This window comes from Thalassolituus sp. ST750PaO-4, assembly GCF_020320405.1.
Classification (GTDB): domain Bacteria; phylum Pseudomonadota; class Gammaproteobacteria; order Pseudomonadales; family Oceanobacteraceae; genus Venatoribacter; species Venatoribacter alkanivorans.
Genome location: NZ_JABVCB010000005.1, coordinates 670,188 through 696,006, shown reverse-complemented (window position 1 = coordinate 696,006; position 25,819 = coordinate 670,188). Strand labels below are relative to the sequence as shown.

Annotated in this window: 27 protein-coding genes; 16 read left to right on the top strand and 11 right to left on the bottom strand. The window is 52.5% G+C overall.

Annotation, left to right across the window (positions count from 1 at the left end; translation table 11 throughout):
• Positions 1-2: 2 nt before the first annotated feature.
• Positions 3-1,271 (top strand): dihydroorotase, encoded by a 1,269-nt coding sequence (locus tag HUF18_RS05585; protein WP_225691440.1) that lies wholly within the window; start codon positions 3-5, stop codon positions 1,269-1,271.
• Between the two features lie 94 nt (positions 1,272-1,365).
• On the opposite strand, the gene HUF18_RS05580 is transcribed toward HUF18_RS05585, so the two are convergent.
• From HUF18_RS05580 to HUF18_RS05550, 7 genes are all read right to left on the bottom strand, one after another.
• Positions 1,366-2,397, bottom strand: a complete 1,032-nt coding sequence (locus HUF18_RS05580; RefSeq protein ID WP_225691439.1) for a 1-aminocyclopropane-1-carboxylate deaminase/D-cysteine desulfhydrase — start codon at positions 2,395-2,397, stop codon at positions 1,366-1,368.
• 112 nt (positions 2,398-2,509) lie between these two features.
• Positions 2,510-3,025 carry a c-type cytochrome gene (locus HUF18_RS05575; protein WP_225691438.1) on the bottom strand — a complete coding sequence of 172 codons (516 nt, stop codon included), beginning with the start codon at positions 3,023-3,025 and terminating at the stop codon, positions 2,510-2,512.
• A 13-nt stretch (positions 3,026-3,038) separates the two neighbouring features.
• Positions 3,039-3,512 carry a c-type cytochrome gene (locus HUF18_RS05570; protein WP_225691437.1) on the bottom strand — a complete coding sequence of 158 codons (474 nt, stop codon included), beginning with the start codon at positions 3,510-3,512 and terminating at the stop codon, positions 3,039-3,041.
• Between the two features lie 14 nt (positions 3,513-3,526).
• Positions 3,527-4,081, bottom strand: a complete 555-nt coding sequence (locus HUF18_RS05565; protein WP_145466938.1) for a methylamine dehydrogenase light chain — start codon at positions 4,079-4,081, stop codon at positions 3,527-3,529.
• Positions 4,082-4,172: 91 nt separating this feature from the next.
• The gene (gene mauD / locus HUF18_RS05560) at positions 4,173-4,760 is read right to left on the bottom strand and encodes a methylamine dehydrogenase accessory protein MauD (RefSeq protein ID WP_145466940.1); all 588 of its coding nucleotides are present in this window, start codon (positions 4,758-4,760) and stop codon (positions 4,173-4,175) included.
• A 9-nt stretch (positions 4,761-4,769) separates the two neighbouring features.
• On the bottom strand, positions 4,770-5,315 hold the full coding sequence (locus HUF18_RS05555; RefSeq protein ID WP_225691436.1) for a MauE/DoxX family redox-associated membrane protein: 546 nt from the start codon (positions 5,313-5,315) through the stop codon (positions 4,770-4,772).
• Positions 5,308-6,507 (bottom strand): amine dehydrogenase large subunit, encoded by a 1,200-nt coding sequence (locus tag HUF18_RS05550; protein WP_225691435.1) that lies wholly within the window; start codon positions 6,505-6,507, stop codon positions 5,308-5,310. Before HUF18_RS05550 ends, HUF18_RS05555 begins: the two co-directional genes overlap by 8 nt.
• 319 nt (positions 6,508-6,826) lie before the next feature.
• Here HUF18_RS05550 and hisI point away from each other — a divergent pair, with 319 nt between their 5' ends.
• From hisI to HUF18_RS05510, 8 genes are all read left to right on the top strand, one after another.
• Entirely contained in the window at positions 6,827-7,207 is a 381-nt protein-coding gene (hisI, locus tag HUF18_RS05545) for a phosphoribosyl-AMP cyclohydrolase (RefSeq protein WP_145466946.1), read from the top strand.
• A 27-nt stretch (positions 7,208-7,234) separates the two neighbouring features.
• Positions 7,235-7,567 carry a phosphoribosyl-ATP diphosphatase gene (locus HUF18_RS05540; protein ID WP_145466948.1) on the top strand — a complete coding sequence of 111 codons (333 nt, stop codon included), beginning with the start codon at positions 7,235-7,237 and terminating at the stop codon, positions 7,565-7,567.
• A 33-nt stretch (positions 7,568-7,600) separates the two neighbouring features.
• Complete coding sequence (locus tag HUF18_RS05535; RefSeq protein WP_225691434.1) at positions 7,601-7,933, top strand: histidine triad nucleotide-binding protein; 333 nt, start codon at positions 7,601-7,603, stop codon at positions 7,931-7,933.
• A gap of 35 nt (positions 7,934-7,968) precedes the next feature.
• Positions 7,969-8,229: a Sec-independent protein translocase subunit TatA gene (gene tatA / locus HUF18_RS05530; RefSeq protein ID WP_145466952.1), complete on the top strand. Its 261-nt coding sequence runs from the start codon at positions 7,969-7,971 to the stop codon at positions 8,227-8,229.
• Positions 8,229-8,627: a Sec-independent protein translocase protein TatB gene (gene tatB / locus HUF18_RS05525; RefSeq protein WP_225691433.1), complete on the top strand. Its 399-nt coding sequence runs from the start codon at positions 8,229-8,231 to the stop codon at positions 8,625-8,627. The genes tatA and tatB overlap by 1 nt, the downstream gene beginning before the upstream one ends.
• Positions 8,624-9,373, top strand: a complete 750-nt coding sequence (gene tatC / locus HUF18_RS05520) for a twin-arginine translocase subunit TatC (RefSeq protein WP_225691432.1) — start codon at positions 8,624-8,626, stop codon at positions 9,371-9,373. Before tatB ends, tatC begins: the two co-directional genes overlap by 4 nt.
• A 164-nt stretch (positions 9,374-9,537) precedes the next feature.
• The gene (locus tag HUF18_RS05515) at positions 9,538-12,177 is read left to right on the top strand and encodes a dockerin type I domain-containing protein (protein WP_225691431.1); all 2,640 of its coding nucleotides are present in this window, start codon (positions 9,538-9,540) and stop codon (positions 12,175-12,177) included.
• A 50-nt stretch (positions 12,178-12,227) separates the two neighbouring features.
• On the top strand, positions 12,228-12,881 hold the full coding sequence (locus HUF18_RS05510) for a cohesin domain-containing protein (protein WP_225691430.1): 654 nt from the start codon (positions 12,228-12,230) through the stop codon (positions 12,879-12,881).
• Between the two features lie 52 nt (positions 12,882-12,933).
• Here the strand turns inward: HUF18_RS05510 and HUF18_RS05505 are convergent, their stop codons facing one another.
• Positions 12,934-14,607 carry a long-chain-fatty-acid--CoA ligase gene (locus tag HUF18_RS05505; protein ID WP_225691429.1) on the bottom strand — a complete coding sequence of 558 codons (1,674 nt, stop codon included), beginning with the start codon at positions 14,605-14,607 and terminating at the stop codon, positions 12,934-12,936.
• Between the two features lie 612 nt (positions 14,608-15,219).
• Here HUF18_RS05505 and HUF18_RS05500 point away from each other — a divergent pair.
• The gene (locus HUF18_RS05500) at positions 15,220-17,142 is read left to right on the top strand and encodes a carboxypeptidase regulatory-like domain-containing protein (RefSeq protein ID WP_225691428.1); all 1,923 of its coding nucleotides are present in this window, start codon (positions 15,220-15,222) and stop codon (positions 17,140-17,142) included.
• A 175-nt stretch (positions 17,143-17,317) separates the two neighbouring features.
• Complete coding sequence (locus tag HUF18_RS05495) at positions 17,318-18,400, top strand: DKNYY domain-containing protein (RefSeq protein ID WP_225691427.1); 1,083 nt, start codon at positions 17,318-17,320, stop codon at positions 18,398-18,400.
• Between the two features lie 113 nt (positions 18,401-18,513).
• On the opposite strand, the gene HUF18_RS05490 is transcribed toward HUF18_RS05495, so the two are convergent.
• From HUF18_RS05490 to HUF18_RS05480, 3 genes are all read right to left on the bottom strand, one after another.
• Positions 18,514-19,695 (bottom strand): acetyl-CoA C-acetyltransferase, encoded by a 1,182-nt coding sequence (locus HUF18_RS05490; protein WP_225691426.1) that lies wholly within the window; start codon positions 19,693-19,695, stop codon positions 18,514-18,516.
• 282 nt (positions 19,696-19,977) lie between these two features.
• On the bottom strand, positions 19,978-20,526 hold the full coding sequence (locus HUF18_RS05485) for a MarR family winged helix-turn-helix transcriptional regulator (RefSeq protein WP_328296342.1): 549 nt from the start codon (positions 20,524-20,526) through the stop codon (positions 19,978-19,980).
• On the bottom strand, positions 20,526-20,948 hold the full coding sequence (locus tag HUF18_RS05480) for a chemotaxis protein CheW (RefSeq protein ID WP_225691425.1): 423 nt from the start codon (positions 20,946-20,948) through the stop codon (positions 20,526-20,528). The genes HUF18_RS05485 and HUF18_RS05480 overlap by 1 nt, the downstream gene beginning before the upstream one ends.
• A gap of 157 nt (positions 20,949-21,105) precedes the next feature.
• Here HUF18_RS05480 and ectA point away from each other — a divergent pair, with 157 nt between their 5' ends.
• The 5 genes from ectA (at position 21,106) to HUF18_RS05455 (ending at position 25,800) form a co-directional block, all read left to right on the top strand.
• Entirely contained in the window at positions 21,106-21,648 is a 543-nt protein-coding gene (gene ectA / locus HUF18_RS05475; protein ID WP_145466974.1) for a diaminobutyrate acetyltransferase, read from the top strand.
• Positions 21,649-21,656: 8 nt separating this feature from the next.
• A complete protein-coding gene (gene ectB, locus HUF18_RS05470) occupies positions 21,657-22,922 on the top strand; it encodes a diaminobutyrate--2-oxoglutarate transaminase (RefSeq protein ID WP_225691424.1) in 1,266 nt (421 codons plus the stop codon).
• A 93-nt stretch (positions 22,923-23,015) separates the two neighbouring features.
• Positions 23,016-23,414 carry an ectoine synthase gene (locus tag HUF18_RS05465; RefSeq protein ID WP_225691423.1) on the top strand — a complete coding sequence of 133 codons (399 nt, stop codon included), beginning with the start codon at positions 23,016-23,018 and terminating at the stop codon, positions 23,412-23,414.
• Positions 23,415-23,425: 11 nt separating this feature from the next.
• Positions 23,426-24,877 (top strand): aspartate kinase, encoded by a 1,452-nt coding sequence (locus HUF18_RS05460; RefSeq protein ID WP_225691422.1) that lies wholly within the window; start codon positions 23,426-23,428, stop codon positions 24,875-24,877.
• Complete coding sequence (locus HUF18_RS05455) at positions 24,853-25,800, top strand: TPR end-of-group domain-containing protein (RefSeq protein WP_225691421.1); 948 nt, start codon at positions 24,853-24,855, stop codon at positions 25,798-25,800. The genes HUF18_RS05460 and HUF18_RS05455 overlap by 25 nt, the downstream gene beginning before the upstream one ends.
• The last annotated feature ends 19 nt before the right edge of the window (positions 25,801-25,819 follow it).

Sequence of the window (25,819 nt, the reverse complement as noted above, 5' to 3'; positions counted from 1 at the left end):
GCATGAGATACCTGCATATTGAAAACGCCCGCCTGATCGACCCGTCACAGAATCTCGATCAGGTCACCGATGTTTACGTCGCTGAAGGACGCATCCACGCCATTGGCCACAAGCCTGCGAGCGGCGGTATTGAGCACAGCATCGACGCCAGCGGCCTGTTACTGGTGCCCGGCCTGATCGATCTTGGTGCTCACCTGGCCGAACCGGGTTTTACCCATAAAGGCTCCATCGCCAGTGAAACCCGCGCCGCCTGCGCCAGTGGCTTTACCCACGTTTGCGCCTTACCGGACACCAAACCGGTGGCCGACAGCCCGGCAGTGATTCAGTTAATTCAGGAAAAAGCCGCCAAAGCCGGCTTTGCCAAAGTACTGCCGCTGGGCGCCCTGACCCAGGGTCTGGCCGGCGAGCAACTGGCCTCCATGTTCAGCCTGCGCGAAGCCGGTTGTGTGGCACTGAGCAACGCCCGCGCGCCGTTCAAAGACAGTTATGTACTGCGCCGGGTAATGGAATACGCCGCGACTTACGATATTCCGGTATTCCTTAACCCTGACGACGCCGCGCTGTCGGACGGCGGCTGCATGCACGAAGGCCCGACCGCTACCCGTCTGGGCCTGACCGGTATTCCGCAAACTGCTGAAACCATCGCCCTGGCGCAGATGCTGTTACTGGTTGAGCAGACCGGCGTACGCGCCCATATCAGCCAGATCAGCTGTGCACGCAGTGTGCGTATGCTGGCACAGGCACGTGAGCAGGGTATCCGCGTCAGTGCCGACACCCCGCTGGCCAACCTGATTTATACCGACGAAGCCGTCACCGGCTACAACAGCCAGTTCAATGTGCAGCCACCACTGCGCAGTGAAAGCGACCGTCAGGCCCTGCTCGCCGCCGTTAATGCCGGCGAACTGGCCATCAGCTCCAACCACCGTCCGCACGAAGTGGCCGCCAAGAAAGCTCCTTTTGCCGATGCCGAACCGGGCATGAGTATTTTTGATGGTTTCCTGCCGCTGGCACTGCAACTGGTGGAACGCGGTGAGCTGGAATTATCGGCCTTTATCCGCGCCACCAGCGCCTTACCGGCGCAGGTTCTGGGCCAGAATCAGTCACTGAGCGAAGGTAACTGGTTTAATGCGGTGCTGATTAATCCGGATGCTGAGCAAAGCTTCCGCCGCTCGACGCTGCTGTCAAAAGGACGGAACAGCCCGGTGGCCGGCAAGACCTTAAAAGGCGCGGTTAACGCCGTGTTTATTGATGGTCGTAAAGTGTTTGGCTGATCGTTAACAAACCAAAACGCTGAATAATAAAAAAGCCGCAGAATCTGCGGCTTTTTTATTGCTGCAAAATCAACGCACAGAATTTCTACACCGGTTAAACCGCTTCCGCTTCGCTATAAATCCCCTGCACCGAGTTCAGTGTATGCCAGTACAACACCGGGCCACTGGCCGTTGCCAGTTCATCACGCAAGGCCGCCAACGCTTTAGCGGTGTAGGTGCATTCAGACTGTACGGTTAAACCATCGGCCCAGCGCTGATTACGGAACCATTGCTCAGCCTGCTCACCGGCCGCGGAGGCAACGCCATAGCCCTCGCCATAATACTGGTCGAGCAGTACCGGTTGCGGAATGTTGAATGGTGGAATACCGCCCTGCAATCGCAGCAAATATTGCTGTGTCTGCTGCATTAATTGTTTCACCGTCGCCACGGTGCAGGCGGGAAAAGGGCCAAGATGCGCAGGTGCCACGCGCACACCAATAACCCGCGACGGCAGACCAGAAAGCTCCACGCCCAACGTCAGACCGGCTAAGGTCGCACTGGAGCCCACCGGGCAAATAATGGTTTCCGGCACTGGGCATTCACCCCGTTCAATCTGCTCACGTAATTCAAATGCAGCATCAATAAAGGCAATAACGCCCTGCAGCGACGAGCCTCCGGCAAATAAATATTCGGTCTGTTTGCCGCGCAATAACCGGTCACGGATCTGCAGAGTATAAAAACGCAGCACGGTATTCAGCAGGCTGCCGCAATAACGCAGCGTCGCGCCATAGCGCTGCATCACCTGCAGGTTTTTTCTGATGGACGGACTCTGCGGCTGATCGAACAGAAGAATCTCACAGTCAAAACCCAGCGCTTTACTGTGTACGGCACAGGCCACGCCGTGATTGGTGCCGGTGCCGCCAAAGGTCAGCAGGCGGGTTTTTCCTTCTGCCTGCATTTTGCCAAAAATAAACGCCAGCTTGCGGCTTTTATTACCGCCATAAACCGCATTGGTTAAATCATCGTGCTTAAGCCAGAGTTGCGGCGTATCGAGGCTATGGGTAACAGGTGTCGGAGTCTGCTGGCCGGGAATATCCGCCAGCGGAATGAGCTTTTGCAGCGCAGGATAAGCTTTGAATAAAGACACCAGCAGACTCCGGCCAAAAGTGCATTGTAAGACGATGGTGCAATTTTCCGCAGGTCTTACAATGCCAATGGTGCTGCTGCTCTGAAATTAAGCCCAAAATTAAGATCAGGAATTAAGGCCAGGGATAATCCGCGACCGGCAGTCCCATCGCCTGCAGTTCCGCCACCACAATACGGCGATATTTCACCACATCGCCGACGTCCGTTTGTCTCAGCCTTGCCACTTCCTCCGCGCTGAACGGCTGGAAATTTGCCCGCAGGGAAGTCCCGCCCCAGCGCTGCATGATGTAATTCATCACCTCGGCAATTTCATTATCACTCAGACTGGCCCCCACCACGCCGGGTACGTGCATCAGATATTCACGGCCGCGTTCGGTTTCGGCAAATGAGGCAACGTAATTATTAAAATCGGGAATACCTCCCGCCGGAGAACCTGCGCCATCCGGACGATGACAGCCCAGACAACGCAGCACATAGTTAGCCTGCGGGCTGAGTTCACCCTGTGGGGCCGGAGCTGACTTTATCTGCGCAACATCATCAGCCGCCTGACTATAAACACAGGATCCGGCTGACAGTGCCAGCAGCAGACTGCCGCGCAACAACCAGCCCGCAGCCATTTTTGTGTGCATTTTCCCGTCTTGTTTATTGTGCATTTTTCCGTACTCCGCGCAGCTGGCTGTGAGACTGAGGCGTGTTGCGGGCGTGCTCCAACACCTCATCAGCCAGCACTGCATTCAGACCGTTAAGATCGCCCAGCACATAGGCGGCCAGCGCTTTCATTTGTGCCGCCGTTAAATCCGCCTGTGCCGGCATCACCAGGCCGTAATAACCGATGCCACCCACTTCGATAGTGCCGGACAAACCGTTATTTAATACGCCCCAGAAATACGCCGGAGCCTGTTCGGCCAGTGCCGGCCACAGCAGGCTGTTCACCAGCGGCGGTGCCAGCCCCGGCGTACCAATACCCCCCGGCTGGTGACAGGCCGCACAACGCTGATTAAACAGCGCTTCGCCATTATTCTCGCTTGCTCCGGCAGCAGACACCGGAGCCGCCAGCGCGGCTCCCAGTGCTGCCAGCGAGAGCAGAGATAAGGTGAATTTTTTCAGAACCATCATCTCAGCTCCCGGCTTCAGGCATCTGCCATACCAACCAGCACAGCAACGGTGCAGTGATAACCCTGCGACGCGTTGGCCATACACCAGTTAATGTCGTTATGCAGACCCATACGGTAGCCCGGACGCTCACGCTCGCTGGTAAAGCAGAAGGTGCCATTGCACTCCACTTTGCCGCAGCAATCGTTGTACGACACCAGATAGTCTTTATCGTCATTCGGGTTGCGGCAGGTACCAACCCAGGACACCTTGGACGCTTCCGAGCCCGGCGGACAGCTGGTTAATGTGCCGCCACAGTCGTTGCACAGATTGCCGTCGAGCGCGCAGTAGCGCCAGTATTCACAGGCGGTCGGATCATTCGGATCGGCCGGGGCTTCGTCTTCCGCTTCTCCGGCCCAGGCTTTGCCGGCATTACGGTCAAAGGGCAGAACCGGCAGCATGGCGCTGCCCAGCATCAGCATCCCGGCGCGGCTTAAAAAACTGCGGCGGCTGCTACGCTGTGCGACTTTGCGGGTTAAATGTTCGGTGCCTTTATCCAGGCCGGTTAATACGCTGTCGAAAAATCGTTTCATAGTGATATCTCTTGTTGCCTAAAAATCGTTGCCTACTGAGTGATGCTCAGGAGTTGTTTGCTCAGGAGTTGTTTACTCAGGAGTGGCTTGTTCAGGAATGCTGCTCAAGAAAACTCTGTACCGAGCCAACACCCATTTCCATGGCATTGAACAGACTCTCAAGCTGCTCGCGGCTGTTGATCAGACCTTTCGAGCGAATCACGCCCTGCTTATCCATCAGCACCGCAAACGGCAGACGCGATACGCGGTAACCCAGCCCCAGTTCAGTCGACAGTACGTACGGAAATTCCTGCAGACCCACGTGCTGAATAAAGCGCTGGTGTTTTTCTTCTTCACCATCGGAAGCCAGCACCACATCCAGCCAGTCTTTTTCACTGGCTTTTACCGAGCGCAGAATCGGCAGCAGTTTTTTACATACAGGACAGGTCGGCGACAGGAAAAACACCAGCATGGCTTTTTCTTTATCGCGGCCAATATGCACAGCACCACCGGTCAGGCTGTTAAGGGTAAAGGCCGGGGTTAAATCACCGACTTTCGGCCCGGAGTCATTCATCAGCGCACCCATCGGCGCGATACGTTCAAACAACACGCCGATCTGGCGGGCCAGCACAAAAAAGGCGAGGGCCAGCGCCATTACGGCAACAAATAAAAATGCGACAGCAAAATACAAAGCAGTCATAACGACCTCTTAAATTCGTTTCAGTGAGTTGGCCATTTCACGGATGGCCAGCAGGTTGGCGTTCACCTGCTCAAATAACAGGAAGGCGAGCGACATAAAGACGGCAGCAGCGATGGCCACCACGATTTCGGCGCTCTGCAGTGCTTCCGGCAGACCGAGCAATGGCAGCAGAGCGAAGACCATCAGCAGCGCATTACGCAGCAACAGGGTTTTGCTCAGCAGTTGCGGAGTACCGCCACAGCCACATTCGATGCGGGTATGACCGCGATGGATATTGATGCCCATAGCGATGGCATATCCCCCGAGCAACAGCGCCGCCAGCACCAGTCCGGCAACACGGCTGGCGCTGAATAACAGCATCAGCACCAGCACGCCTTCGAGAGCCAGCAAGGCAGCAGCAGCGGGCTTAACCAAAGCTTCCGGCAGCAGTTCGTAGTCGGCAACAAAGCCCTGGAATTCGAGAAAATCCAGTGCTTTGTGCAGTGCAGCGCGCAGGAATACCAGCAGGGTAAACACCAGCAGCGTGAGGCTCGCCAGTGGCAGTAACTCAGTCATGAGACACCGCCAGCGAGGTGGTCCAACCGGCTTTTTCGTCGGCCGCCGCCTTCTCAAACATAAAGTCGCCATCGCTGCTCAGTACGTACTTGTCGATGGTTTCATCTTCTTCATTGGAACCGAACAGCACCGGGGTTTTGCCCTCAGTCACACTCAGCGCCACCATATGCGGTGCCGGAGAACGGCTGATGAGTTTTTTCTTCTTCAGACTGTAAGCCCAGATTTCTTCAGAGCCGTTTTTATGGCTGCCGTCATAAGCGCCTGAATGCATCAGCATAAACACCATATCCAGCGTGCTGCTGTAAGCCGTGATGGCATAACCACCCGGAGCCCAGTCGCCTTCGATGCCGGCATTCACCTGCAGTTTTTCTTTCATTTTTACGGTTTTGCCACTGTCATCGGCGAGGTACAGGGCACCGCCGAAGGTGGTCAGGATCAGCTCACCGTTTTTACGGCGTTCGCTGTGGATATAAATCGGGTCGGCATCCACATCGAATAATTTGCCCGATGCTTCAACACTGTATTCCTTACCTTTCAGGGTGAAGGTTTTCAGCTGACCGGTACCACAGGGCGTACTGAAGCTGGTGCCTTTGAGTGCCGGATAAACGCCGTAACATCCCGGGGTCGGCACTTCAGTAATCACTTCGCCGGCGGCAATATCAATGACCGAAACCGAGGTGGCCGGTGTGGCATTCTGCACATACAGCAGTTTTTCATCGGCGCTTAATTCCAGCAGCTGGGTCATGCCAATGGCTTTTACGGCTTTATTAGGCACGATGATTTCTTTCTTACGGCTCAGGGTTTCTACGTCATACACCTGCACCACACTTTCTACCGGACCATAAGTAATGCGCTTGGCAAAGTCCGACAGCACGTAAACGGTTTTGCCGTCTTTCGAGACTTTCATCTGCGAGGTAATCCCCGCCGGCATCGAACCTTTATAGTGCAGGTCATCCTGAGCGAAGACGTGAATCTGGCTGGCGCCCCCCCACGCGGCTTCGTTCATAAACACATTCGGCCCGGGCTGAATGGTTTTCTCGACCGTAAAAACTTCCGGCTTAAAGGGCTCTGCCTGCGCCGCCGGCATCACCGCCGACAACAGCAGGGTTGCGATACAGGCCGCCAGCGGTGCCGGAGTGAATACGCGGCGGGACAGGTTTCTGGTTTTACTTTTTTGCTTGGTTAACGTCATGGTTTGCAGCTCTTGTTGTGAGTCTGCAGGAGTGAAGAGCAGCGCCCATGCCAATGCCTGAGTTAACAGGCCAAACCTACCTCTGATGGGGTACCTAAAGAGGCCAATACTGACAATTTGATCAGAATTGTTACGTACTGTTAGTGCCCGCTATTAACGATAAAACCGTCAGCACTATAAAGGCGCGCCGGACAATAACGCCGGCGTTGTTCTGGTGCGTCTTGTTTGCTGCCTTCTTCACCTGCATCCACAGGCGGCGAAGCCCTACCCGAAACCCCGGGCATGGGGTATCCTGCGACCTCTGAACGCGGGGGATGTTATGAGTAACTGGCTTGATGCCGTAAAGTGGGACGCCGATGGTCTGGTGCCGGCCATTGCGCAGGATTATAAGACCGGCCGTATCCTGATGATGGCCTGGATGAACCGGGAAGCACTGGCGCTGACGGTGCAGGAAAACCGCGCCATCTACTATTCCCGCTCGCGCCAGCAACTGTGGCGTAAAGGCGAGTCTTCCGGCCATGTGCAGCAGCTGCACGAAGTGCGCCTCGACTGTGACGCCGATGTCATCACCCTGCAGGTGGAACAGATTGGCGGTATCGCCTGTCACACCGGCCGCGAAAGCTGCTTCTACCGGGTCTATCAGGATGGCGAATGGGTCAGCGTTGATCCGGTGCTGAAAGATCCGAAAGACATTTATTGATTGCTACTTAACGAAACTGAAACAGCTATGAGCGATATACTTTCCGCCCTCGGCGATATCCTTGAAGAACGTAAGAGCGCGGCCGCCGATTCATCCTATGTGGCCAGCCTGTATCACAAGGGCCTGAACAAGATTCTGGAGAAGGTTGGCGAAGAAGCCACCGAAACCATTCTGGCCGCCAAAGACGCCGAGACCAGTGGCGATAACAGCGATGTTATCTACGAGACCGCCGACCTGTGGTTCCACACCCTGGTGGCACTGGCCAAGCTGGGTGAGCGCCCGGAAGCCGTGGTTAACGAACTGGCACGACGCTTTAATATGTCCGGCCTGGAAGAAAAGGCGTCACGTACGCCCAAGTAAACCGGTACAGACCAGAGAACTGAGAGATTGAGTATGCCGGACTGTCTGTTTTGCCAGATTGTCGCCGGAAAGATTCCGGCCAATGTCGTTTATGAAGATGAGCACCTGCTGGCGTTTCACGATATTGCGCCTAAAGCAGACACCCACCTGCTGGTCATTCCCAAGCGCCATATCGTTAACCTGAATGATCTGAGCGAGGCTGATGCCAGCCTGATGAGCCATTTAATGCTCAGCCTGTCGGCCATTGCCCGCACACAAAACCTGACCGGCTTCCGCACCATTACCAATACCGGTAAAGAAGGTGGGCAGGAAGTTTTCCATATGCACTTTCATATACTGGGCGGCGATCAGCTGCCCGGTTTCTGATGTAATTTTTAAATTAAGAATAAGAGGATTTTCCTATGCTCGGCGGAATCAGTATCTGGCAATTATTAATCGTTCTGGCCATCGTTATTATGATTTTCGGTACCAAAAAACTGCGCAACCTGGGTGGCGACCTGGGCGGAGCAATCAAGAGCTTTAAAAAAGCTGTGAATGACGACAGCAGTGCAAAAGCCGATGAAGACGACAGTAAAGAGCCGGCAAAAACACTGGAGCATAAAGAAGGCGCAGCCAAAGACGCCGAATTCAAAAGCACCAACAAAGACCAAGATAAAATCTGATGTTCGATATCGGTTTTCTGGAATTAATGGTGGTAGCCATTCTGGGCCTGCTGGTGCTCGGCCCGGAACGACTGCCAAAAGCAGCCCGCACAGTAGGTCTGTTTCTTGGCCGTATGCGCCGCACCATGAGCAATATCCAGGATGATCTTGAGCGCCAGGTCCGCACCGAAGAATTACGCGAAAAGCTGAAAGACCCTTATGCCACGTTTCTCGATGACGATTCGCCATCGGCTAACAGCATTCAGCCCAAGCCTAAAGCAGAAACGCAGCCGGACAATAAACCGGTAGCTGTCGCTGGTCCTCAGCAGCCAGGTCCACAACAACCAGCGCCACAACAATCTGGCCCGCAGCAGCCTGCTACCAATTCAAAACCTGATAATACCGATGCGTCATCATGACCGATCATGAACAACCCCTGATTGCCCACCTGATAGAACTGCGAAACCGTTTGCTGAAATCGGTACTGGTGGTATTGGTGCTGTTTCTTGGCATGTTCTACTTTGCCAACGACCTGTACCTGATTCTGGTAAAACCACTGTCAGTATTGTTGCCCGACAGCGGCAATATGATCGCCACCGGTGTGGCCTCGCCTTTTTTGGTGCCGTTTAAACTGACATTGGTTCTGGCGGTACTGCTGGCAGTGCCTTTTCTGCTGCATCAGGTATGGAGTTTTATCTCTCCCGGTTTGTATCAGCACGAAAAGAAATTCGGTATTCCGTTGCTGGTCTCCAGCGTTGTCCTGTTTTATACAGGCATCGCCTTTGCCTACTTTGTGGTGCTGCCACTGGCCTTCGGCTTCTTTACCGCCGCCGGACCAGAAGGCATTTCCTTTATGCCGGACATCAGCAATATTCTCGATTTTATTCTTAAAATCTTTTTTGCCTTTGGCATCGCCTTTGAGATACCGATTGCGACTTTCCTGATGGTACTCAGCGGCATTACCACCGTTGCCGCCCTGACAGAAAAGCGCCCTTATATTTTTGTTGGCTGCTTTGTTGTCGGCATGCTGGTTACGCCACCGGATGTTATCTCCCAGACCATTCTGGCCGTACCGATGTGGCTGCTGTTTGAAGCCGGTGTACTGGCCTCAAGGCTGATTAAAAAGCCGCAGGAAGATGGCGAAGAAGAGATTCAGGAGAGCTGAGTTTTTCTGATTTCAGAAAGAATAAAAAAGCCCGGCTACTGCCGGGCTTTCTATTATGTGAAACAAACAAATCTCATACTTATGCACTAAGTAAAGTAGAAGCGTTTGACTGGTACACCAGTACATAATTAGCATCACCAGTCCTGTTTATATGGATAATAACAATGAAAAAAACTCTTCTCACCATAACTCTAACGGGCGCAATATCTTCAGCCTATGCTGGAACATTCACCCCCATCAACTATGAAACCAGCCCAGCAGTGAATGATACCAATTACGTTGGTACAACAACCGACGGGGTTGCCGTGATTGCCAGACAAATAGGAGACGAAGATGCTTCTATTTCCATAAGTATGATTGATACCAACTATGATCCATCATTGACTGATCTGTTGGCTCAAAGCGAACAATATCTGGAAAATCTTTTACCCTGGCCTGATGGTTATGCCAGCGGATTACTGAGCAATTATCCTGCATTGCCAGACAATCCCATCAGATTTACACATCTAGGCATTAATGAATCAACAACGTCGCAGGAATACAAAGCCATCGCTGACGGTATAATTGTTGCGCTTCGGGCCGAAATCATTGGTAAAAAATATTTATACAAAGATATTACTGGCTATACCGCCAGGGCTGTCAGCGGTAATCATATTTTAGTTGCAGACTTTGAAGTTACTGCCAGCGAGGGTCATATACACTATTGTAATGTCGGTAACTGGGATTTTAATCAGTTATTCTCCGACAATCTGAGCTCTTGCCAGGATCTTGGCTATGCTACTTACCTTGTGGATCTAAAAGACCTTAATTTCAGTGGCTCAGGATACGAGGACAATTTCAAATATGATGGGATTGGTATAGTTAAACGTCAACTCCCCGGTGATACACCACTTGCCGAGTTGCTATTGCTTTCGCCAGGACGGGCTCCAATAACACTCGCTTCTGGTGAGGTAAACGGCGAATACAAAAAAGTAACTCTTACCTCAGGTAAAAATCCTTATATTATCTACAGAGACACCAATAACAGCGAGCATGCTTATCACTTTATTAACGGTGAACTCAGAGAGCTGGATGGTGCGATCTCGGATTTCCACAGAAATTCAGATTACCCGCAAGGAGATATTTTCGATATCGCCGGAGACCGGATTTATTACGTGCGGGACAGTCAGATGTTCTTCTGCCAGAAAGATACATTAGATTTCTCTCAGGAATATACGTACGAAGCCTTTATTGACGTCAATGCTCAAGGCGGCTGGGGAGGAGCTATCCTCAGTACCTATCCACTTAAACCAGATAACTATGAACAGCTGATTATCGATTATGATCTGCAGAGTACTTTTCCTTCCGGTATTTCAGACGCCGAGTTCAAAGACCTCGTTGATGGTTATTATTACCCTGCATATGCCGATCTCGAGTCCCGTATTTATACCATTGGTTGCTTTAACGATAGTGAACATCTTGTCGATTCGGCATCAGTTACACGTCCCTACCCTTATGTAAATAGTAGTGGCCATACCCAACATATGGGTTTAAAACTAATGAATGAGTTAAATTCGCCGTTAAGCTCTTATGGGCTACTCTTAATTTCTTATAACGATCAGAATCAGGAAAGTGATAGTTTAAATAATATGTTACTACAGTCGCTGATCGACTCTGGTTATAAAAATGCCGTAGACCGCCTGTTCTCTGTAATCGATACAACGATTCCCGGACTAATCAGTAACTACCCCAACCTGCCTGAAGACCCTGCCGCCAGCGGTCTGCCTGAGAATATTACACTTGTCCAATACCGTGCGATCATTGCCAATATGATTTTAAGCGCTCCGGTATTCATTGGCGCACCATCGGTAAACAACGATCTTCGATTTATGCCGTTCTTTCATTATGATTTCGTGAACGGTGCAATCTATTTTGATGGCGGTAAGTATTCATTCTCAGACCTAGCAGCTCAAGCGGCCTCCATTGTTGTCAACCCGGAAAAGCTGACAATTGACCCATACCAGAATGCATATTCTTCACTGACCATTGATATTCAGGGCCAGGCCTACGCCACCGAAGTATCCTGCTCTGTAGATACCACTGCTCTGAATATTACTGGTAGTAGCTATGGTGACTGGGGCGGTGAGAATCGTCTGACTCTGCCTCTCAATTGGGGAAGCCAGAACATGTCCGGGGCTATTACACATACCGGAAATACTGAGCTGGAAGAAAACGGAACGCTGCTTAGCGCGGATCTGTTTGCGGACATGACAACAACAACCGCGAATGTTGTTTGTTCAGCAGCCTTATCAGACGCTTCGGGTAATCTGATTCCGGTGACAGTCCAGAATGCGACGATCACTATCGATGATGGCATTCACGGTGGTAATGGCGGATTCAGTGGCAGCATTGAAATTCCGGTTGGGGTCAATCCTGAAGACATTACCGTATCGGTAACCATCAATGGCCGGACGATTACCACCGGTGTTGATAGTGCAGGAAACTTCAGTTTTGACGAACTGCGCGACGGCGACTTTACCATCGCTTTCAATGCTGATAACTATGTTCAAAGCTGCATGAATCACAGTATTTCCGAAGGTGCGAATATTGATGTTGGCCAGATCACTCTCTTTGCCGGTGATATCAACGATGATGGTGAAATCAATATCGCGGATTTCACCTACCTTGCCGGAAAGTATGGCTCTGCCAATGGTGATGAGTTGTACGATCAGAAAGCAGATCTGAATAAAGACAGTGTAATCAATGTTCAGGATCTGGCTATTCTTGCCAGCCACTTCGGCTCTGTTCAGTGTAACCCGCAATAAAATTCAGGCGGGGGAAACCCCGCCTGCTTCATAATTATCTGGAATATTTCATGCGAATTCTTCTTTTAATTTTCACATTGATAGCCAGCACATCCTCTGCCGGAACCCCGGTCCTGAGTTTTTCAACTCAGGACAAGGAAGGCATTCGCTGGCTGATTCTGGAAGCAACTGCACTGGATAATATCTATGGTGTCGACCTGATTCTCGACTACGATGCAGCCGCGCTTGAGGTCGTTGATCTGGATTCCGGAAAATCAGGGATACAGATCCAAAGTGGGAGTCTGTTCGGTACGTCCGCCTTTGAGGTCAGCAACAGCGTTGATACTCGAAAGCACAGCATTCGCCTTGCTCTCAGCCTGCTTAATCCGGCACCTGCAGTCAGCGGCTCTGGCATCCTTGCCACAATTGCGTTTAAGAATACCAAGCCAGGTATTGTTCAGGTTAAGCAACTGGAGTTTGGGACCAAAGAAGGCCGTCTGATCAGCGCAGAATTACCGCAACCTGTACTCGTTGAACCAGCTCGGAGCGCTGCAACAACTTCAGGCAAAGTATCCATACCCGCGCTGGCCATACCCGACTATTCTGCTTCTGGCAGAGATAATAATCTGATGTATATTCTCGGCGGAGTTTTTGCATTTCTGCTGTTGATAAACATCGTATTCTTTATGTATTGGCGTCAGAAAGTAAAACGTCCTGCAATATAAAAAAGCCCGGCAACTGCCGGGCTTTTTATTTATTCAGACGGAGGAGATACCCTCAGGCCTTCTCCACCAGATAATCAATATACTCATCACGCAGCGTACGTTTCTGCAGTTTGCCCGTGGCCGTGTGCGGCAGCTCCTCAACAAACAGAATGTCGTCCGGCAGCCACCACTTGGCAACACGGCTTTCCAGATAGTTATAGATATCCTGTTTATCGATATCGCTTTCTTCACTTTTTACAATAAACAGTAATGGCCGCTCATCCCACTTCTGATGACGCACACCAATGACACAGGCTTCTTTTACGTCCGGGTGCCCTACTGCTGCGTTTTCCAGATCAATACTGGAAATCCACTCGCCACCGGATTTCACCACGTCTTTGGCGCGGTCAACAATCTGCAGATAACTGTTTTCATCAATCACGGCGATATCACCGGTATCGAACCACTGCTTACCATCCGCATCGATAAAGAACGAATCCGGTTTTTCATTTTTATAATACGCCGTCAATACCCAGGGGCCACGCACACGTAAATAGCCGCGTGATGTTCCGTCGTGTGGCAGTGGCTGATCATCCTCACCAAAAATTTCCAGCTCGATACCAAACATTGGCCGGCCGGCGGTGGTCTGCAGGCGATAGCGCTCATCGCCGCTCATTTTCTGCATGGCTTTGGTTGGTGCCCCCAGTGTTGCCAGCGGCGAGGTTTCGGTCATGCCCCAAATCGGTAATAAATACACGCCGTATTCTTTATCCAATGTTTCCACCAACGATTTTGGTGAGGCCGAACCGCCAACGCCGACGGTTTTAACCGAATCCATGCGTTTATTATTACGTTTTAAATAATCGATCAGACCCAGCCAAACCGTTGGTACGCCCAGCATTAAATCCACTTCGGCCAGCTCGATTAATTCATGCAGACTCTGGCCATCCATACCGTCACCGGGCAGCACCAGCGTCGCACCACTCATCGGAGCAATATAAGGCATACCCCAGGCGCAGACGTGATACATAGGAACAACCGGCATCACCACCGAATCGGCAGAAACATTCAGTGCATCCGGATTACGGCTGGCATAGGCATGCAGCACAGTGGAGGCATGGGAATACAACACGCCTTTAGGGTTGCCGGTAGTGCCCGAGGTGTAACACAGGCCGGAGGCGGTATCCTGCGGAAAACGCGGCCACACCAGTTCGCTGCTGTATGTTGTCATTAAATCTTCATAATTAATCGCATTTGGCAGGCTGGTCGGTGGCATCTGGTCGGCGTCGATCATAAAGATAAAGCCTTTGACCGAGGTTAATTTATCCGCCACCGGTTCCAGTAATTTCGCGAAGCAGGCATCCAGAAAGACATAACAGTCTTCGGCATGATTAATAATGTATTCTACCTGCTCGGTATAAAGCCGTGGATTGACGGTATGGCAGATGGCACCGATACCGGAGATCGCGTAATAACATTCAAAATGGCGGTAGCCGTTCCAGGCCAGCGTCGCCACCCGGTCACCAGGCTGAACTCCCAAAGCCAGCAATGCATTGGCCAGCTGCTTGCTGCGTTTTAACGCATCGCGGTAGGTATAGCGGTGGATATCACCTTCCAGCCGGCGGCTGATAATTTCACGCGTACCATGATGCGCAGCAGCGTATTCCAGCAGGTCTGAAATAATCAGTGGCTGAGTCATCATCTGACCGCTTTGGGCAAGGGCAAAAGAAGAAGCAGTGAGTGTCATAATGCGTTCCATGGCGAATTGTTTGCTCCAGCTTAAAAGCCTTAGCGCCTGTTAGCCAGAGGCAAAGGCCGCTTTGTTAGCGTGTCTCCTCCCATAGAATGAGATGCTAGGGTCTGTTAACACTAATTGAATCGGGCCTGCTGAGAGCCAGTTTTTCTCAGAACAAGGAGTGAGGAGGGATATTAACGGGTTAAATGAATAACGAACGACGACGTTAATGGGGAAAACTGGCCTCAGCCCGAAGGGTTATGGCTAAAAATCCCTCATCCTGCGTTGCTGTTCGCTCGCTGAACCCGTTACCAATCTGTCTGGAACAGATTGGCGTGCCAACCCCGAAGGGGTGAAGCACAGGGATGTGCTGAACATCCCACACTCCCAGCGCCTTGCCTGAGGAATTTTTAGCCGATAACAGGCCTGTTTAATTAATGTTAACAGGCCCTAGGCACTTTTCACCGCTCCGGGCAAATTGAGCCATTTGTTTTTATCCGTGGCCGACGACATAAACCTGCGATAAAAAAACAGTAAACGTCTGGTAAGACAAACCTTCGGGTCTGTGAATTTTTCCCTCCTGCCTGATAGGATTCAGCGCGTTAACCAAAGGAGGGTTACCCTATGAAAGCTTATTCCATTCTTATACTGGCTGGCCTTCTGGCAGCTTGCGGCGGCGGTTCGGGTAGTTCAGGCAATTCAGGAGGTGGTGACAACGGTACTCCACCGGGCAATTACACTCCTGTCACCCAGAATCTGAGCCAATTGTCTCTGCTGGATGCCAGCGGCAAGCCTCTTTCAGAGGCCCAGGTAACCATCAGCCCGAAAAACACTGCCGGCATCGCGGTAGCCGCAGTTTTTGCCAGCAATAGTGTACAACTGACGACAGACAGCAACGGTCATATCACCTTCCCTGATCTCGCTCCGGGAAGTTATACCCTGACCATTACCATCTCCGGTGTCACCGTAACCACGACACTGGAAATCCGTGCAGAAAATGCCTCCGGCAGCAGCACTGTAGCGGCCCCTCTGGTCATCACTGACAACGGCGCCGAAAGCCTCGAAGGCCAGGGATTCTTCGCTTCTCTTAGCGGTATTATTTTTGATGCCGATGGTCCGCTGAATAATGCTCAGATTGAGATTTCTGGCGGCGCAGCAACCAACGGTGCCATTGCCACAGCGACCACCGATAACGACGGCCACTTCGTACTGATCGTTAACGTATCGCTAAGCAAATTGTTAGCTATAAAAACGGCCACCATCCGTATCAGCCGCGATGGCTATGGCACACGGGTAATTCCTCTGGATCTGACTCAGATATCTGCCCTCAGCGGTCTGAATTTTTCATTGCAGGCAGCTACTGGCAACAGTGATGCTCTTTACAGTGAAAATTTTGAGCAGCCCGTCAGCGAAGCGGCCTGTGGTAGCTGGATGACCGTCAGCGTTTCGCAATCTTATACCGGTGCTGGAGAAGGGCCGGAGCCTCTGGCCACGCTGAATGCAGAAGACGCTCCGGCTGAAGCAACAGATGAAGAATTGCAGAACCTTTGGCACAGCCACAATGCCGGCCTTGACATCATAAATCAGGCGCTGACCAACGATCTGGTACTCCTTGCTCCGGATGATACTTCTGCCGGTAAAGTCCCAGACCCACTGAGCAACCGCGCCTGCTGGTATGGCCAGGCCGCATCCGGAGGTGTCACTCAGGGGAATTTCCTCGGTGAGCCGGAAGAACCACAAGAGGAACTCGATGGAGGGACATCGCTAACGCCGAACGGTGGCGCAATTGTTTCACCCGATATTGATCTGAGCGCTGAAACCGGCCCACTGTCTCTTACCTTCCGTACCTGGTGGGAAATTGAGGCGGTTAATCCGAATGAAAATGGCTTTGATCTGATGACCATTGAATACAGCACCGATGATATTCAATGGACACCCATTGCCCGTCTGAATCCGTTGTCAGATCCGGTGGGTCTGGATGATCAGGACCGTGCACCGCTGCCCTACTCCAACCGCGGCTATAACAAGGCGCCAGCGTGGTTATGGCAGGAGCCGATTGATATCTCAGATCTGGCCGGCGAGCAAATTAAACTGCGCTTCCGCTTTAATACCCAGGACGAACTGTATAACGGCTTCCGCGGCTGGCTGGTTGATGACATCAGCATCAAACGCGAAGCAGGTACCTTCCCGCGCTATCTTGAACGCGAAACGTATCTGCAGCCGACATTTTCACCAATGAGTCAGACACCGGTTATCGCCGGAGAAATTCAGGAAATCAATATTGGTGGAGAATACACCTACGGCACGACGGCCACCCTGAAACTGATTCAGGTAAACAGTGATGGCAGTCAGACTGATCTTGATACTCAGCAGGTAGAGCAGAATGACACTATCGAACTGGCAGCAAGTATTACTGCACCAGATAGCGGTTTTGTGCTGCTCGCCTTTCAGGTATTCATTGACGATCAGACCAGTACAGAGCTGCAATACGATCTGTATTACCCGGTTGTGAATGACATTCCGGCAGAGTTGTCTGTCGATCTCTGACAGCCATAGAACAAAGCAGGGAATAAAAAAGGGCAGCATCCGCTGCCCTTTTTTATATCAAGCAAACTCTCAATAAAAATGGAAAGCCGTTGCTGGCCGTTTTTTGTATGATGCTTTTTTGCTCCGGCATGCGGCCGGCTGACAACCTTGCCACTCTTACGGAAAGGATATTCCGATGCTTTTAATCTTTCAGATCATAACCACCATGATGCTGCTGTTCTGGCCAATGGTCATGATGATGTCGCCGATGGCATTTGATGCACCGGGTTCAGAAAATAACCGCGAACATATCATCGGGATGATGATCTTCCTCTGTTACCCCATTCCGTTGTGCGCGCTGTACTGGATATTCGGTGCCGAGCTGTTCGGTATTTCCGGCCGTACCCTGACCCTGGGCGCCACGGTTATTATCGTGCTGGCACTGAGTGTGTTCGGCTATGGCTCGCTGCTGAAAAATGCCTTAAACGGCATCGCCAGCAGTGGTTATTCCAACGTCAATAATCAGGTGTATTACAACGCCCGTCCGGTTGCCGGGGCCGATAGCGAAAGCTTTGAAGTGCTGGGCAACAATTATTATTCCCAAGGTTATGCCCGCGATAATAAGCAGGTGTATTTCCGCGGAGAACTGCTGGCGGATGCCGACGCTGCTTCTTTCCGGGCGCTGGACAGTGACGAGGAATACTGGGTCGATAACCAAAAGATTTACCTCGGCGGCAAGGCCATTCCCGGTGCTGACCCGGCACAGTTCAAACGGGTGCCGGATGCCTGGGGCAGCCCGTCCGCCTATGCCCTTTCCGGCACCACGCTGTATTACGATGCTGAGCGCATTGGCGAAGTGAACCCGGATGAAATCAGTATTATTACGCCGTTTCTGGCCAAAGACCGCCAGCACATTTATTATCTGGAAAAAATTATTTTGCCGATGGCCGATGCGCCAAGCTTTGTGCTGTTACCCGATACCGATGGCTACGCCCGTGACCGTGCCGCCGTCTACGACCTGATCGGTGAGCGTTCAGCACCGATTGCCGGAGCCGATCCGCAAACCATGGAAGTTCTGAATCGCGGCTATCTGAAAGACGCCAGACATATTTATCACCGCGAGAGCTACGAGCCGACGCAGATACTGCACGATGTCGATTACGACAGCTTTGTCGTCACCGACTGGGATGACGAAACCCAGTCCGAAGCCCGTGACCGCTATGCGTTGTATATGAACGGCAAGGTTGTAAAACAACTCGCCGAAAAAGCCGCGCAATAATGCGCTGAATAAAAAAGGGCAGCCTTAGCTGCCCTTTTTATTTTCCGGGATTCAGAATCCGGATTTCAATCTCCGAATTTCAGTCCCCAGATTCTACCCGGCAAAAGCCGTGCTTAAGCACGCTCTACTGCCAAAGCAACACCCATACCACCACCGATACACAGGGTTGCCAGACCTTTTTTCGCATCACGGCGCATCATTTCATGCAGCAGCGATACAAAAATACGGCAGCCTGATGCACCAATCGGGTGACCCAGAGCGATAGCACCGCCATTAACGTTGATCTTGTCTGCATCCCAGCCCAGACCTTTATTAACCGACAGCGCCTGCACGGCAAAGGCTTCATTAGCTTCTACCAGATCCAGATCGGCCAGAGTCCAGCCGGCTTTTTCCAGACACTTTTTAGTCGCCGGAATCGGGCCAGTGCCCATGATTTTCGGATCAACACCGGCATTGGCATAAGCTTTGATGGTGGCCAGAATCGGCAGGCCCAGCGCTTCGGCTTTTTCACGGCTGGCCAGCATTACTGCAGCGGCACCGTCGTTCAGTGAAGAGGCATTACCCGCGGTAACGCTGCCGTCTTTCTTAAAGGCCGGACGCATTTCAGCCAGCTTGGCAGCCGTGGTGCCAGCGCGTGGGTTTTCGTCGGTATCGAATACCTTGGGGTCGCCTTTACGCTGTGGGATTACTACCGGAGTGATTTCATCTTTGAATTTACCGGCGGCAATCGCAGCCAGCGCTTTTTCCTGTGAAGCGGCGGCAAATGCGTCCTGCTCTTCACGGGAAATCTGATACTCATCAGCAATATTTTCGGCGGTGATACCCATGTGGTAATCGTTAAACGCATCCCACAGGCCATCCACAATCATGGTGTCGACCATGTTCCACGGTCCCATACGCTGACCGTTACGTGAATTTGGCAGAGCGTGGGGCGCATTGGACATAGATTCCTGACCACCGGCAATAATCAGGTCTGCGTCACCGGCCTTAATTGCCTGAGCCGCCAGATGCAGTGCTTTCAGACCGGAGCCACACACTTTGTTAATGGTCATCGCCGGCGTGGTATCTGCCAGACCGCCTTTGATGGCGGCCTGACGTGCCGGGTTCTGGCCCGCTGCGGCGGTTAATACCTGGCCCATCAGCACTTCATCGACTTCGGCCGGATTGATGCCGGTTTTTTCCAGCAATGAACGGATTACCGTCGCACCCAGATCCACCGCCTGAACACTGGCCAGTGAGCCGGCAAATGAGCCAATAGCGGTACGGGTAGCGGCAACGATTACTACGTCAGTCATAGAAATTCTCCAGAATATGAGGGCCTGCATTGAGTAGCACAGCGAGGATGACGAATTCATGAACCTCAGCCGCTAATTCAGTCCAACGGCTGGCGCTTGTCCTCTTTGTCGGGCGCAGTGAAAACCGGACGCCGGGCAGGTGCAGGCGCGCCATTATACCCGAAAGACGGCCTGATGCCGTCCGCCATTGGTGCAGGTCAGGAACAGGCTTTGTGCTTATCAGGCCATAAGTGGCACGTTTGGCAGGGGTAAAGATCGGGGATTCGGATAAGGCGTGACGAGTCAGGCGTCACGGTCTACGCGGTCGAGAGCGCCCACATCCAGTACCGGCGAAGCGTCGATATGCTGGGCATCCATCATATAGGCGACCCGCTCGAGCGAGCTGAGAATCATCGTCTGCTCCCAGTCGTGCAGATCCTGATACTGCTGCACAAAGCTTTCCTGCAGCGGTTTCGGGGCATTCAGCAACACCGCATCCGCCTCCGGCGTCAGATACACGTAGACTTTGCGCTTATCGGCACTGCCGCGCTCACGCTTAACAAAACCGCGCTTTTCCAAACGGTCGATAATGGTGGTCACCGTCGCCTGTGACAGGCTCACGCGCTGGGCAACCTCACCCACCGTTAATTCGGTGTGCTGGCGCAGCAGCTGCAGAATCAATAACTGCGGCGCGGTCAGACCAGCAATCTTGCTCAGCTGGCGTGAGTGCAGATCGGTGGCGCGGATAATACGGCGCAGGGCTACCAGCACCTCATCGTAGCGGTTCATGTCGTTGTCCGGATCATTCTGATAAGAGCCGATTCTAACATCGTTAGGGTTCAAAACATTCATTATCCATCAGCCTCCGGCAGTTTTCCCAGCTGATCGGCATTAAGGGCCACCAGCAATTCTTCACCCTGCTGATAAGTCCCCAGAATCAGTGCCTGCGTCTGCGCTGGCGGCTCAATATCCGATTCATTGAGCTCTATGATTTCCTGCACCTGATCAATCACCATGCCGACCACTTCATGTTCCAGTTCCAGCGTCATGATACGGCTGTCATCCGTGGCTTCCTGAGCAGCCAGCCCCAGCAGCGCCCTGCCATCCAGTACAGTGACCACATCGCCGCGCTGATTAATGATGCCCGACACCACCGCCGGCGCACCGGGAACAGGCTCCGGCGGCTGAAAGTGCGCAACTTCACGCACCTGACGCACTGGCAGGCAGTAACAGGTTTCATCCAGACGGAATGTGAGCCATTTCTGAGCGTTCATCAGCTCACCTCGTTTTATTTAGAGTTGTAAATAAATTACCACGATGCTAAATTGTTTAGGGTTCTAAGTAAATGGCAGTTGCCGTAATGATTAATCCTTAGCCAAACTGAATCAAATTCAGGCTGATTAATCGGTACGTGGCAACTGAAAGCGAGAAATGGATACTTTTTCGACAGAAACGTCAGAAAAAAACATTACAGATCAAAACAATATTACCTTCCGGAAGCCTGCAGCAACCGACGGCCATGCCGTTTTCTCTCTGGTTGAGCGCTGCAAGCCTTTAGATGTCAATTCAATGTACTGCAACCTGCTGCAGTGTTCGCACTTTGCCGACACTGCCATCGTGGCAGAACAGAACGGCGACATGGTCGGCTTTATCTCCGGCTATCGCCTGCCGCACCAGCCCGACACGCTGTTCGTCTGGCAGGTTGCGGTCGACAGCAAAGCCCGCGGTCAGGGTCTTGCCAGTCGCATGCTCCACGCGCTGCTTAAGCGCCATCAACACGTTGTGCATCACCTGCACACCAGTATCACACCGGGGAACGATGCCTCGTGGAATACCTTCCGTCGCCTGGCTCACAGCCTTGGCGCCCCTCTCCAGACCAGCGAACTGTTTGACCGCGAACAACACTTTGGCGGCGCTCACGACAGCGAAACGCTGGTTCATATTGGTCCCTTCATGCTTTTTGCACAGGAGTAAAAAACACCATGGATATCTATCACGAACTCGAATCCAACGTGCGTGGCTACTGCCGCTCTTTTCCGGTGACTTTCACCAAGGCACAGAACGCCATCCTCACTGACAACGAAGGCAATGAATACATCGACTTCCTCGGTGGTGCCGGCACGCTGAACTACGGGCACAACAACCCGGTGTTTAAGAAGGCACTGCTGGAATACATCGAGTCGGACAGCATCACCCATGGTCTGGACATGCATACCGAGGCGAAAACGGCGTTCCTGCAGAGCTTCAACGAGCGCATCCTCAAGCCGCGCAAAATGAAGTACAAAGTGCAGTTTACCGGCCCGACCGGTACCAATGCGGTGGAAGCGGCACTGAAGATTGCGCGCAAAAATACCGGCCGTCAGACCATTGTGTCGTTCACTAATGGCTTCCACGGCGTGACCCAGGGCGCCGCCGCGGTGACTGCCAACAACTACTACAAAAACGCCATCGGCATGCCGCTGCCGGGTGTGCAGTTTATGCCGTACGACGGTTATCTCGGCGATTTCAATACGCTGCACTATTTTGAAAAAGCGCTGCAGGACGGCTCTTCAGGTCTGGGACATCCGGCCGCGGTAATCGTTGAATGTATTCAGGGCGAAGGTGGTCTGAACAGCGCTTCTGCCGCCTGGATGCTGGGCCTGCAGGCACTCTGTAAGCGCTACAACATGCTGCTGATTGTCGACGATATTCAGGCGGGTTGTGGCCGCAGCGGTACCTTCTTCAGCTTTGAAGAATTCGGTATCGAGCCGGACGTTATCACCCTGTCCAAATCCCTCAGCGGCTACGGTCTGCCAATGGCCATTGTGCTTTTGAAAGAAAAGCTCGATACCTGGAAGCCAGGCGAGCACAACGGTACCTTCCGCGGTAATAACCATGCCTTTATTACCGCGCGCATGGCGCTGGAAACCTACTGGGCCGATGACAGCTTCAGCCAGAGCGTGAAGAAAAAAGCGCAGCTGATCCGCAGCCGCCTGAAAGAAATTCAGGCCGAGCACGGCGGCCAGATGAAGCACAAAGGGCGCGGCATTATGCAGGGTCTGGAATGTGTGAATGGCCAGGTTGCCAGCCGTATTACCGAGCTGGCGTTCAAGCGCGGCCTGATTATTGAAACCAGCGGTTCCGACGGCCAGGTGGTAAAAATCCTGACGCCACTGACCATCGAAGAAGACACCCTGAAAGCCGGCCTTGGCATTCTTGCCGAGTGCATCGGCGATGTGATGGCGGAGCAGATTTCCAAAGCCTCCTGAGCATCCCCTCCTAACTGATACTGCCCATCAGAAAACCGCCAGCCGCCGGGAAACCCGGCTGGCGGTTTATCCAACCGATAACGAGTAATCACTATGATCGTAAGAACTCTGGAAGAATGCGAAAACTCCCCACGTAATATCAACGGCGGCAACTGGAAAAGTGTGCGTATGCTGCTGAAAGAAGACAACATGGGCTTCTCCTTCCACATCACCACCATTTTTGCCGGAACCGAAACCCCTATCTGGTATCAGAACCACCTTGAATCGGTGTACTGCATCAGCGGCGAAGGCGAAATCGAAACTACCGCCGACGGCAAGGTTTATCCGATCAAGCCCGGCACCCTGTACGTGCTCGACAAACACGATCAGCACCTGCTGCGCGGTTTCAGCGATATGCAGATGGCCTGTGTCTTTAATCCGCCATTAATCGGCAACGAAGTACACGACAAAGACGGCGTTTATGCATTGGATGCCGACCCTCTGAAAGCCTGAAAGGAGACACCATGACTCTGCATACGGTAGAAAAAATCGGCGGCACGTCGATGAGTCAGTACCAGGATGTTCTGCACAATATCTGGCTGCGCCCGTACCAGCACCAGACGCAGGGCGAAACCCTGTACCAGCGCGTATTTGTCGTTTCTGCTTACGCCGGTATGACCAATGGTCTGCTCGAGCATAAAAAAAGCGGTGAACCGGGTGTGTATGCCCTGTTTGCCGAAATGGATGAAAAGCGCCCATGGCAGGACAAACTGCATGAAGTGCTGAACAACATGCTGGCAGTCAATGCTGAAATGTTTGCCCCGGACAGCATAATGCATAAACGCGCGGACCAGTTTATTCAGGAGCGTATGCGTGATGTGCAGGAATGCCTCGAGCATCTGGAAGTGGTGTGCAGCTTCGGCCATTTCCAGCTGGATGATCACCTGCATCGTGTACGCGAAATGCTCAGTGCACTGGGTGAAGCACACAGTGCCTTTAATTCCGTGCAACTGCTGCGCAGCCACGATGTGAACGCGCGCTTTATCGACCTCACCAACTGGCGCTCCGACGAACAGCTGAGTCTGGATGACCATATTGCCCAGGCCTTCAGTGATGTCGATATGAGCACAGAAATGCCCATCGTCACCGGCTACACCCAGTGCCGCGAAGGGCTGATGCGCACCTTTGACCGTGGCTACAGCGAAATGACCTTCAGCAAAATCGCCACCATTACCGGCGCGCGCGAAGCCGTTATTCACAAGGAATACCACTTAAGCACCGCCGACCCTATGCTGGTCGGTGATGGCAAAGTGCACCCGATCGGCCAGACCAACTACGACGTGGCCGACCAGCTGGCCAACCTCGGGATGGAAGCCATTCACCCGCGTGCCGCCGCCGGGCTGCGCAAACAGAATATTCTGCTGCGCATTAAAAACACCTTTGAGCCGGAACACAGTGGCACTGTGATTCACAGCGACTACTGTAGTAGTACCCCTAAAGTGGAAATTATTGCCGGAACACGCAATGTCTGGGCTCTGGAGATTTTCGATCAGGATATGGTCGGCGATCCGTCCTACAGCCAGCGCATGAATGATCTGGTACTGGAATCCGGGGTACGGGTACTGACCAAAGACTTTAACGCCAACACCGTTACCTTTTATTTAAAAGGTAATAAACGCCGGATTAACTGGCTGATGGAACGCGTACAGCAAGCCTATCAGCAGGCCGATATCCGCGTCGAAAAACTGGCCATGGTCAGCGCCATCGGCAGCGACATGAAAATTACCGGTCTGCTGCAAAAGGCCGCCGGAGCACTGTCCGACGCCGGGGTGAATATTCACTCGGTACACCAGGCCATGCGTCAGGTGGACATCATGTTCCTGGTCAGCGACAGCGACTACGCCAGTGCCGTAAAAGCACTTCATTCAAAACTGATTGAGCAATCCGATACATGGCCAGACCAAAAAACCGCCTGACCCTGACTTTATTGCTGAGCATCAGCGCCTTCTGTGCAGCCCTGGCCATGCCAGCGGCTGCACAGTCCGTTGACAGCGACGATAAAAAACAGCAGCAGAACGACCAGCAGGCAGAGCAGACGATCGAAGAATTACAGGCGCCGCTGTACAGCGCTTTTACCGAACGCTATCTGCTCGATGAGGTTAAAAATCTGCGTCAGCAGATTGCTGATGCGCGGGTTGAACTGACCGAAAAAATTGTCGATAAAGAAATTGATGTATCCAGCAAGGCGCTGACCTATGCCACCGATACCGTCACCTATTTTTTCTATCTGATTGCCGGTGCTTCCACGCTGCTGGTATTAATCGGCTGGAATTCATTACGTGATATCAAAGAACGGGTTGGCGCTTTTGCCAACGACGAAATCCGCCGCATCACCGCCAGCTATGAAAAACGTCTGGATAAACTCGAAGACGAACTGCACCGAAAATCACGGCATATTGCCCAGGCGCAGGAAGAAATTGAACTCACCAACGAAATTCACTCGCTGTGGCTGAAAGCCTCACAGGAAAATACGCCACAGAGCAAAATCGCCATTTACGATCAGATTCTGCAACTGCGTCCGGACGACGTTGAAGCCCTGACTTACAAAGCCGATGCAGCGTTATTACTGGGTCAGGCACAATGGGCAACCAGCCTTGCCAACCGCGCACTGGAAGTCGACCCGGAAAACAGCCACGCACTCTATCAGCGTGCCTGTGCCCATGCCGAAAGCGGTGCAACCGAAGAAGCCCTGCGCGACCTGCAGAACGCCATCGATAAAGCCGACTCACTGCGCTTACAGGCTGGCCGCGATATCAGCTTTGAAAGCCTGCTGCAGAATGAGCGTTTTCTGGAGATGGTGGTACTGCCGCCGGATGAAGACGGTGAAGAAAACAGCTGAATAAGCGGAGAAAAAGACC

Excerpts from the sequence above, each read along its gene's own strand:
- HUF18_RS05585 (WP_225691440.1), top strand. The coding sequence starts at position 3 with ATGAGATACCTGCATATTGAAAACGCCCGCCTGATCGACCCGTCACAG.
- HUF18_RS05575 (WP_225691438.1), bottom strand. The coding sequence starts at position 3,025 with ATGCACACAAAAATGGCTGCGGGCTGGTTGTTGCGCGGCAGTCTGCTG.
- HUF18_RS05570 (WP_225691437.1), bottom strand. The coding sequence starts at position 3,512 with ATGATGGTTCTGAAAAAATTCACCTTATCTCTGCTCTCGCTGGCAGCA.
- HUF18_RS05565 (WP_145466938.1), bottom strand. The coding sequence starts at position 4,081 with ATGAAACGATTTTTCGACAGCGTATTAACCGGCCTGGATAAAGGCACC.
- mauD (WP_145466940.1), bottom strand. The coding sequence starts at position 4,760 with ATGACTGCTTTGTATTTTGCTGTCGCATTTTTATTTGTTGCCGTAATG.
- HUF18_RS05555 (WP_225691436.1), bottom strand. The coding sequence starts at position 5,315 with ATGACTGAGTTACTGCCACTGGCGAGCCTCACGCTGCTGGTGTTTACC.
- HUF18_RS05550 (WP_225691435.1), bottom strand. The coding sequence starts at position 6,507 with ATGACGTTAACCAAGCAAAAAAGTAAAACCAGAAACCTGTCCCGCCGC.
- hisI (WP_145466946.1), top strand. The coding sequence starts at position 6,827 with ATGAGTAACTGGCTTGATGCCGTAAAGTGGGACGCCGATGGTCTGGTG.
- HUF18_RS05540 (WP_145466948.1), top strand. The coding sequence starts at position 7,235 with ATGAGCGATATACTTTCCGCCCTCGGCGATATCCTTGAAGAACGTAAG.
- HUF18_RS05535 (WP_225691434.1), top strand. The coding sequence starts at position 7,601 with ATGCCGGACTGTCTGTTTTGCCAGATTGTCGCCGGAAAGATTCCGGCC.
- tatA (WP_145466952.1), top strand. The coding sequence starts at position 7,969 with ATGCTCGGCGGAATCAGTATCTGGCAATTATTAATCGTTCTGGCCATC.
- tatB (WP_225691433.1), top strand. The coding sequence starts at position 8,229 with ATGTTCGATATCGGTTTTCTGGAATTAATGGTGGTAGCCATTCTGGGC.
- tatC (WP_225691432.1), top strand. The coding sequence starts at position 8,624 with ATGACCGATCATGAACAACCCCTGATTGCCCACCTGATAGAACTGCGA.
- HUF18_RS05515 (WP_225691431.1), top strand. The coding sequence starts at position 9,538 with ATGAAAAAAACTCTTCTCACCATAACTCTAACGGGCGCAATATCTTCA.
- HUF18_RS05510 (WP_225691430.1), top strand. The coding sequence starts at position 12,228 with ATGCGAATTCTTCTTTTAATTTTCACATTGATAGCCAGCACATCCTCT.
- HUF18_RS05505 (WP_225691429.1), bottom strand. The coding sequence starts at position 14,607 with ATGACACTCACTGCTTCTTCTTTTGCCCTTGCCCAAAGCGGTCAGATG.
- HUF18_RS05500 (WP_225691428.1), top strand. The coding sequence starts at position 15,220 with ATGAAAGCTTATTCCATTCTTATACTGGCTGGCCTTCTGGCAGCTTGC.
- HUF18_RS05495 (WP_225691427.1), top strand. The coding sequence starts at position 17,318 with ATGCTTTTAATCTTTCAGATCATAACCACCATGATGCTGCTGTTCTGG.
- HUF18_RS05490 (WP_225691426.1), bottom strand. The coding sequence starts at position 19,695 with ATGACTGACGTAGTAATCGTTGCCGCTACCCGTACCGCTATTGGCTCA.
- HUF18_RS05485 (WP_328296342.1), bottom strand. The coding sequence starts at position 20,526 with ATGAATGTTTTGAACCCTAACGATGTTAGAATCGGCTCTTATCAGAAT.
- HUF18_RS05480 (WP_225691425.1), bottom strand. The coding sequence starts at position 20,948 with ATGAACGCTCAGAAATGGCTCACATTCCGTCTGGATGAAACCTGTTAC.
- ectA (WP_145466974.1), top strand. The coding sequence starts at position 21,106 with ATGGATACTTTTTCGACAGAAACGTCAGAAAAAAACATTACAGATCAA.
- ectB (WP_225691424.1), top strand. The coding sequence starts at position 21,657 with ATGGATATCTATCACGAACTCGAATCCAACGTGCGTGGCTACTGCCGC.
- HUF18_RS05465 (WP_225691423.1), top strand. The coding sequence starts at position 23,016 with ATGATCGTAAGAACTCTGGAAGAATGCGAAAACTCCCCACGTAATATC.
- HUF18_RS05460 (WP_225691422.1), top strand. The coding sequence starts at position 23,426 with ATGACTCTGCATACGGTAGAAAAAATCGGCGGCACGTCGATGAGTCAG.
- HUF18_RS05455 (WP_225691421.1), top strand. The coding sequence starts at position 24,853 with ATGGCCAGACCAAAAAACCGCCTGACCCTGACTTTATTGCTGAGCATC.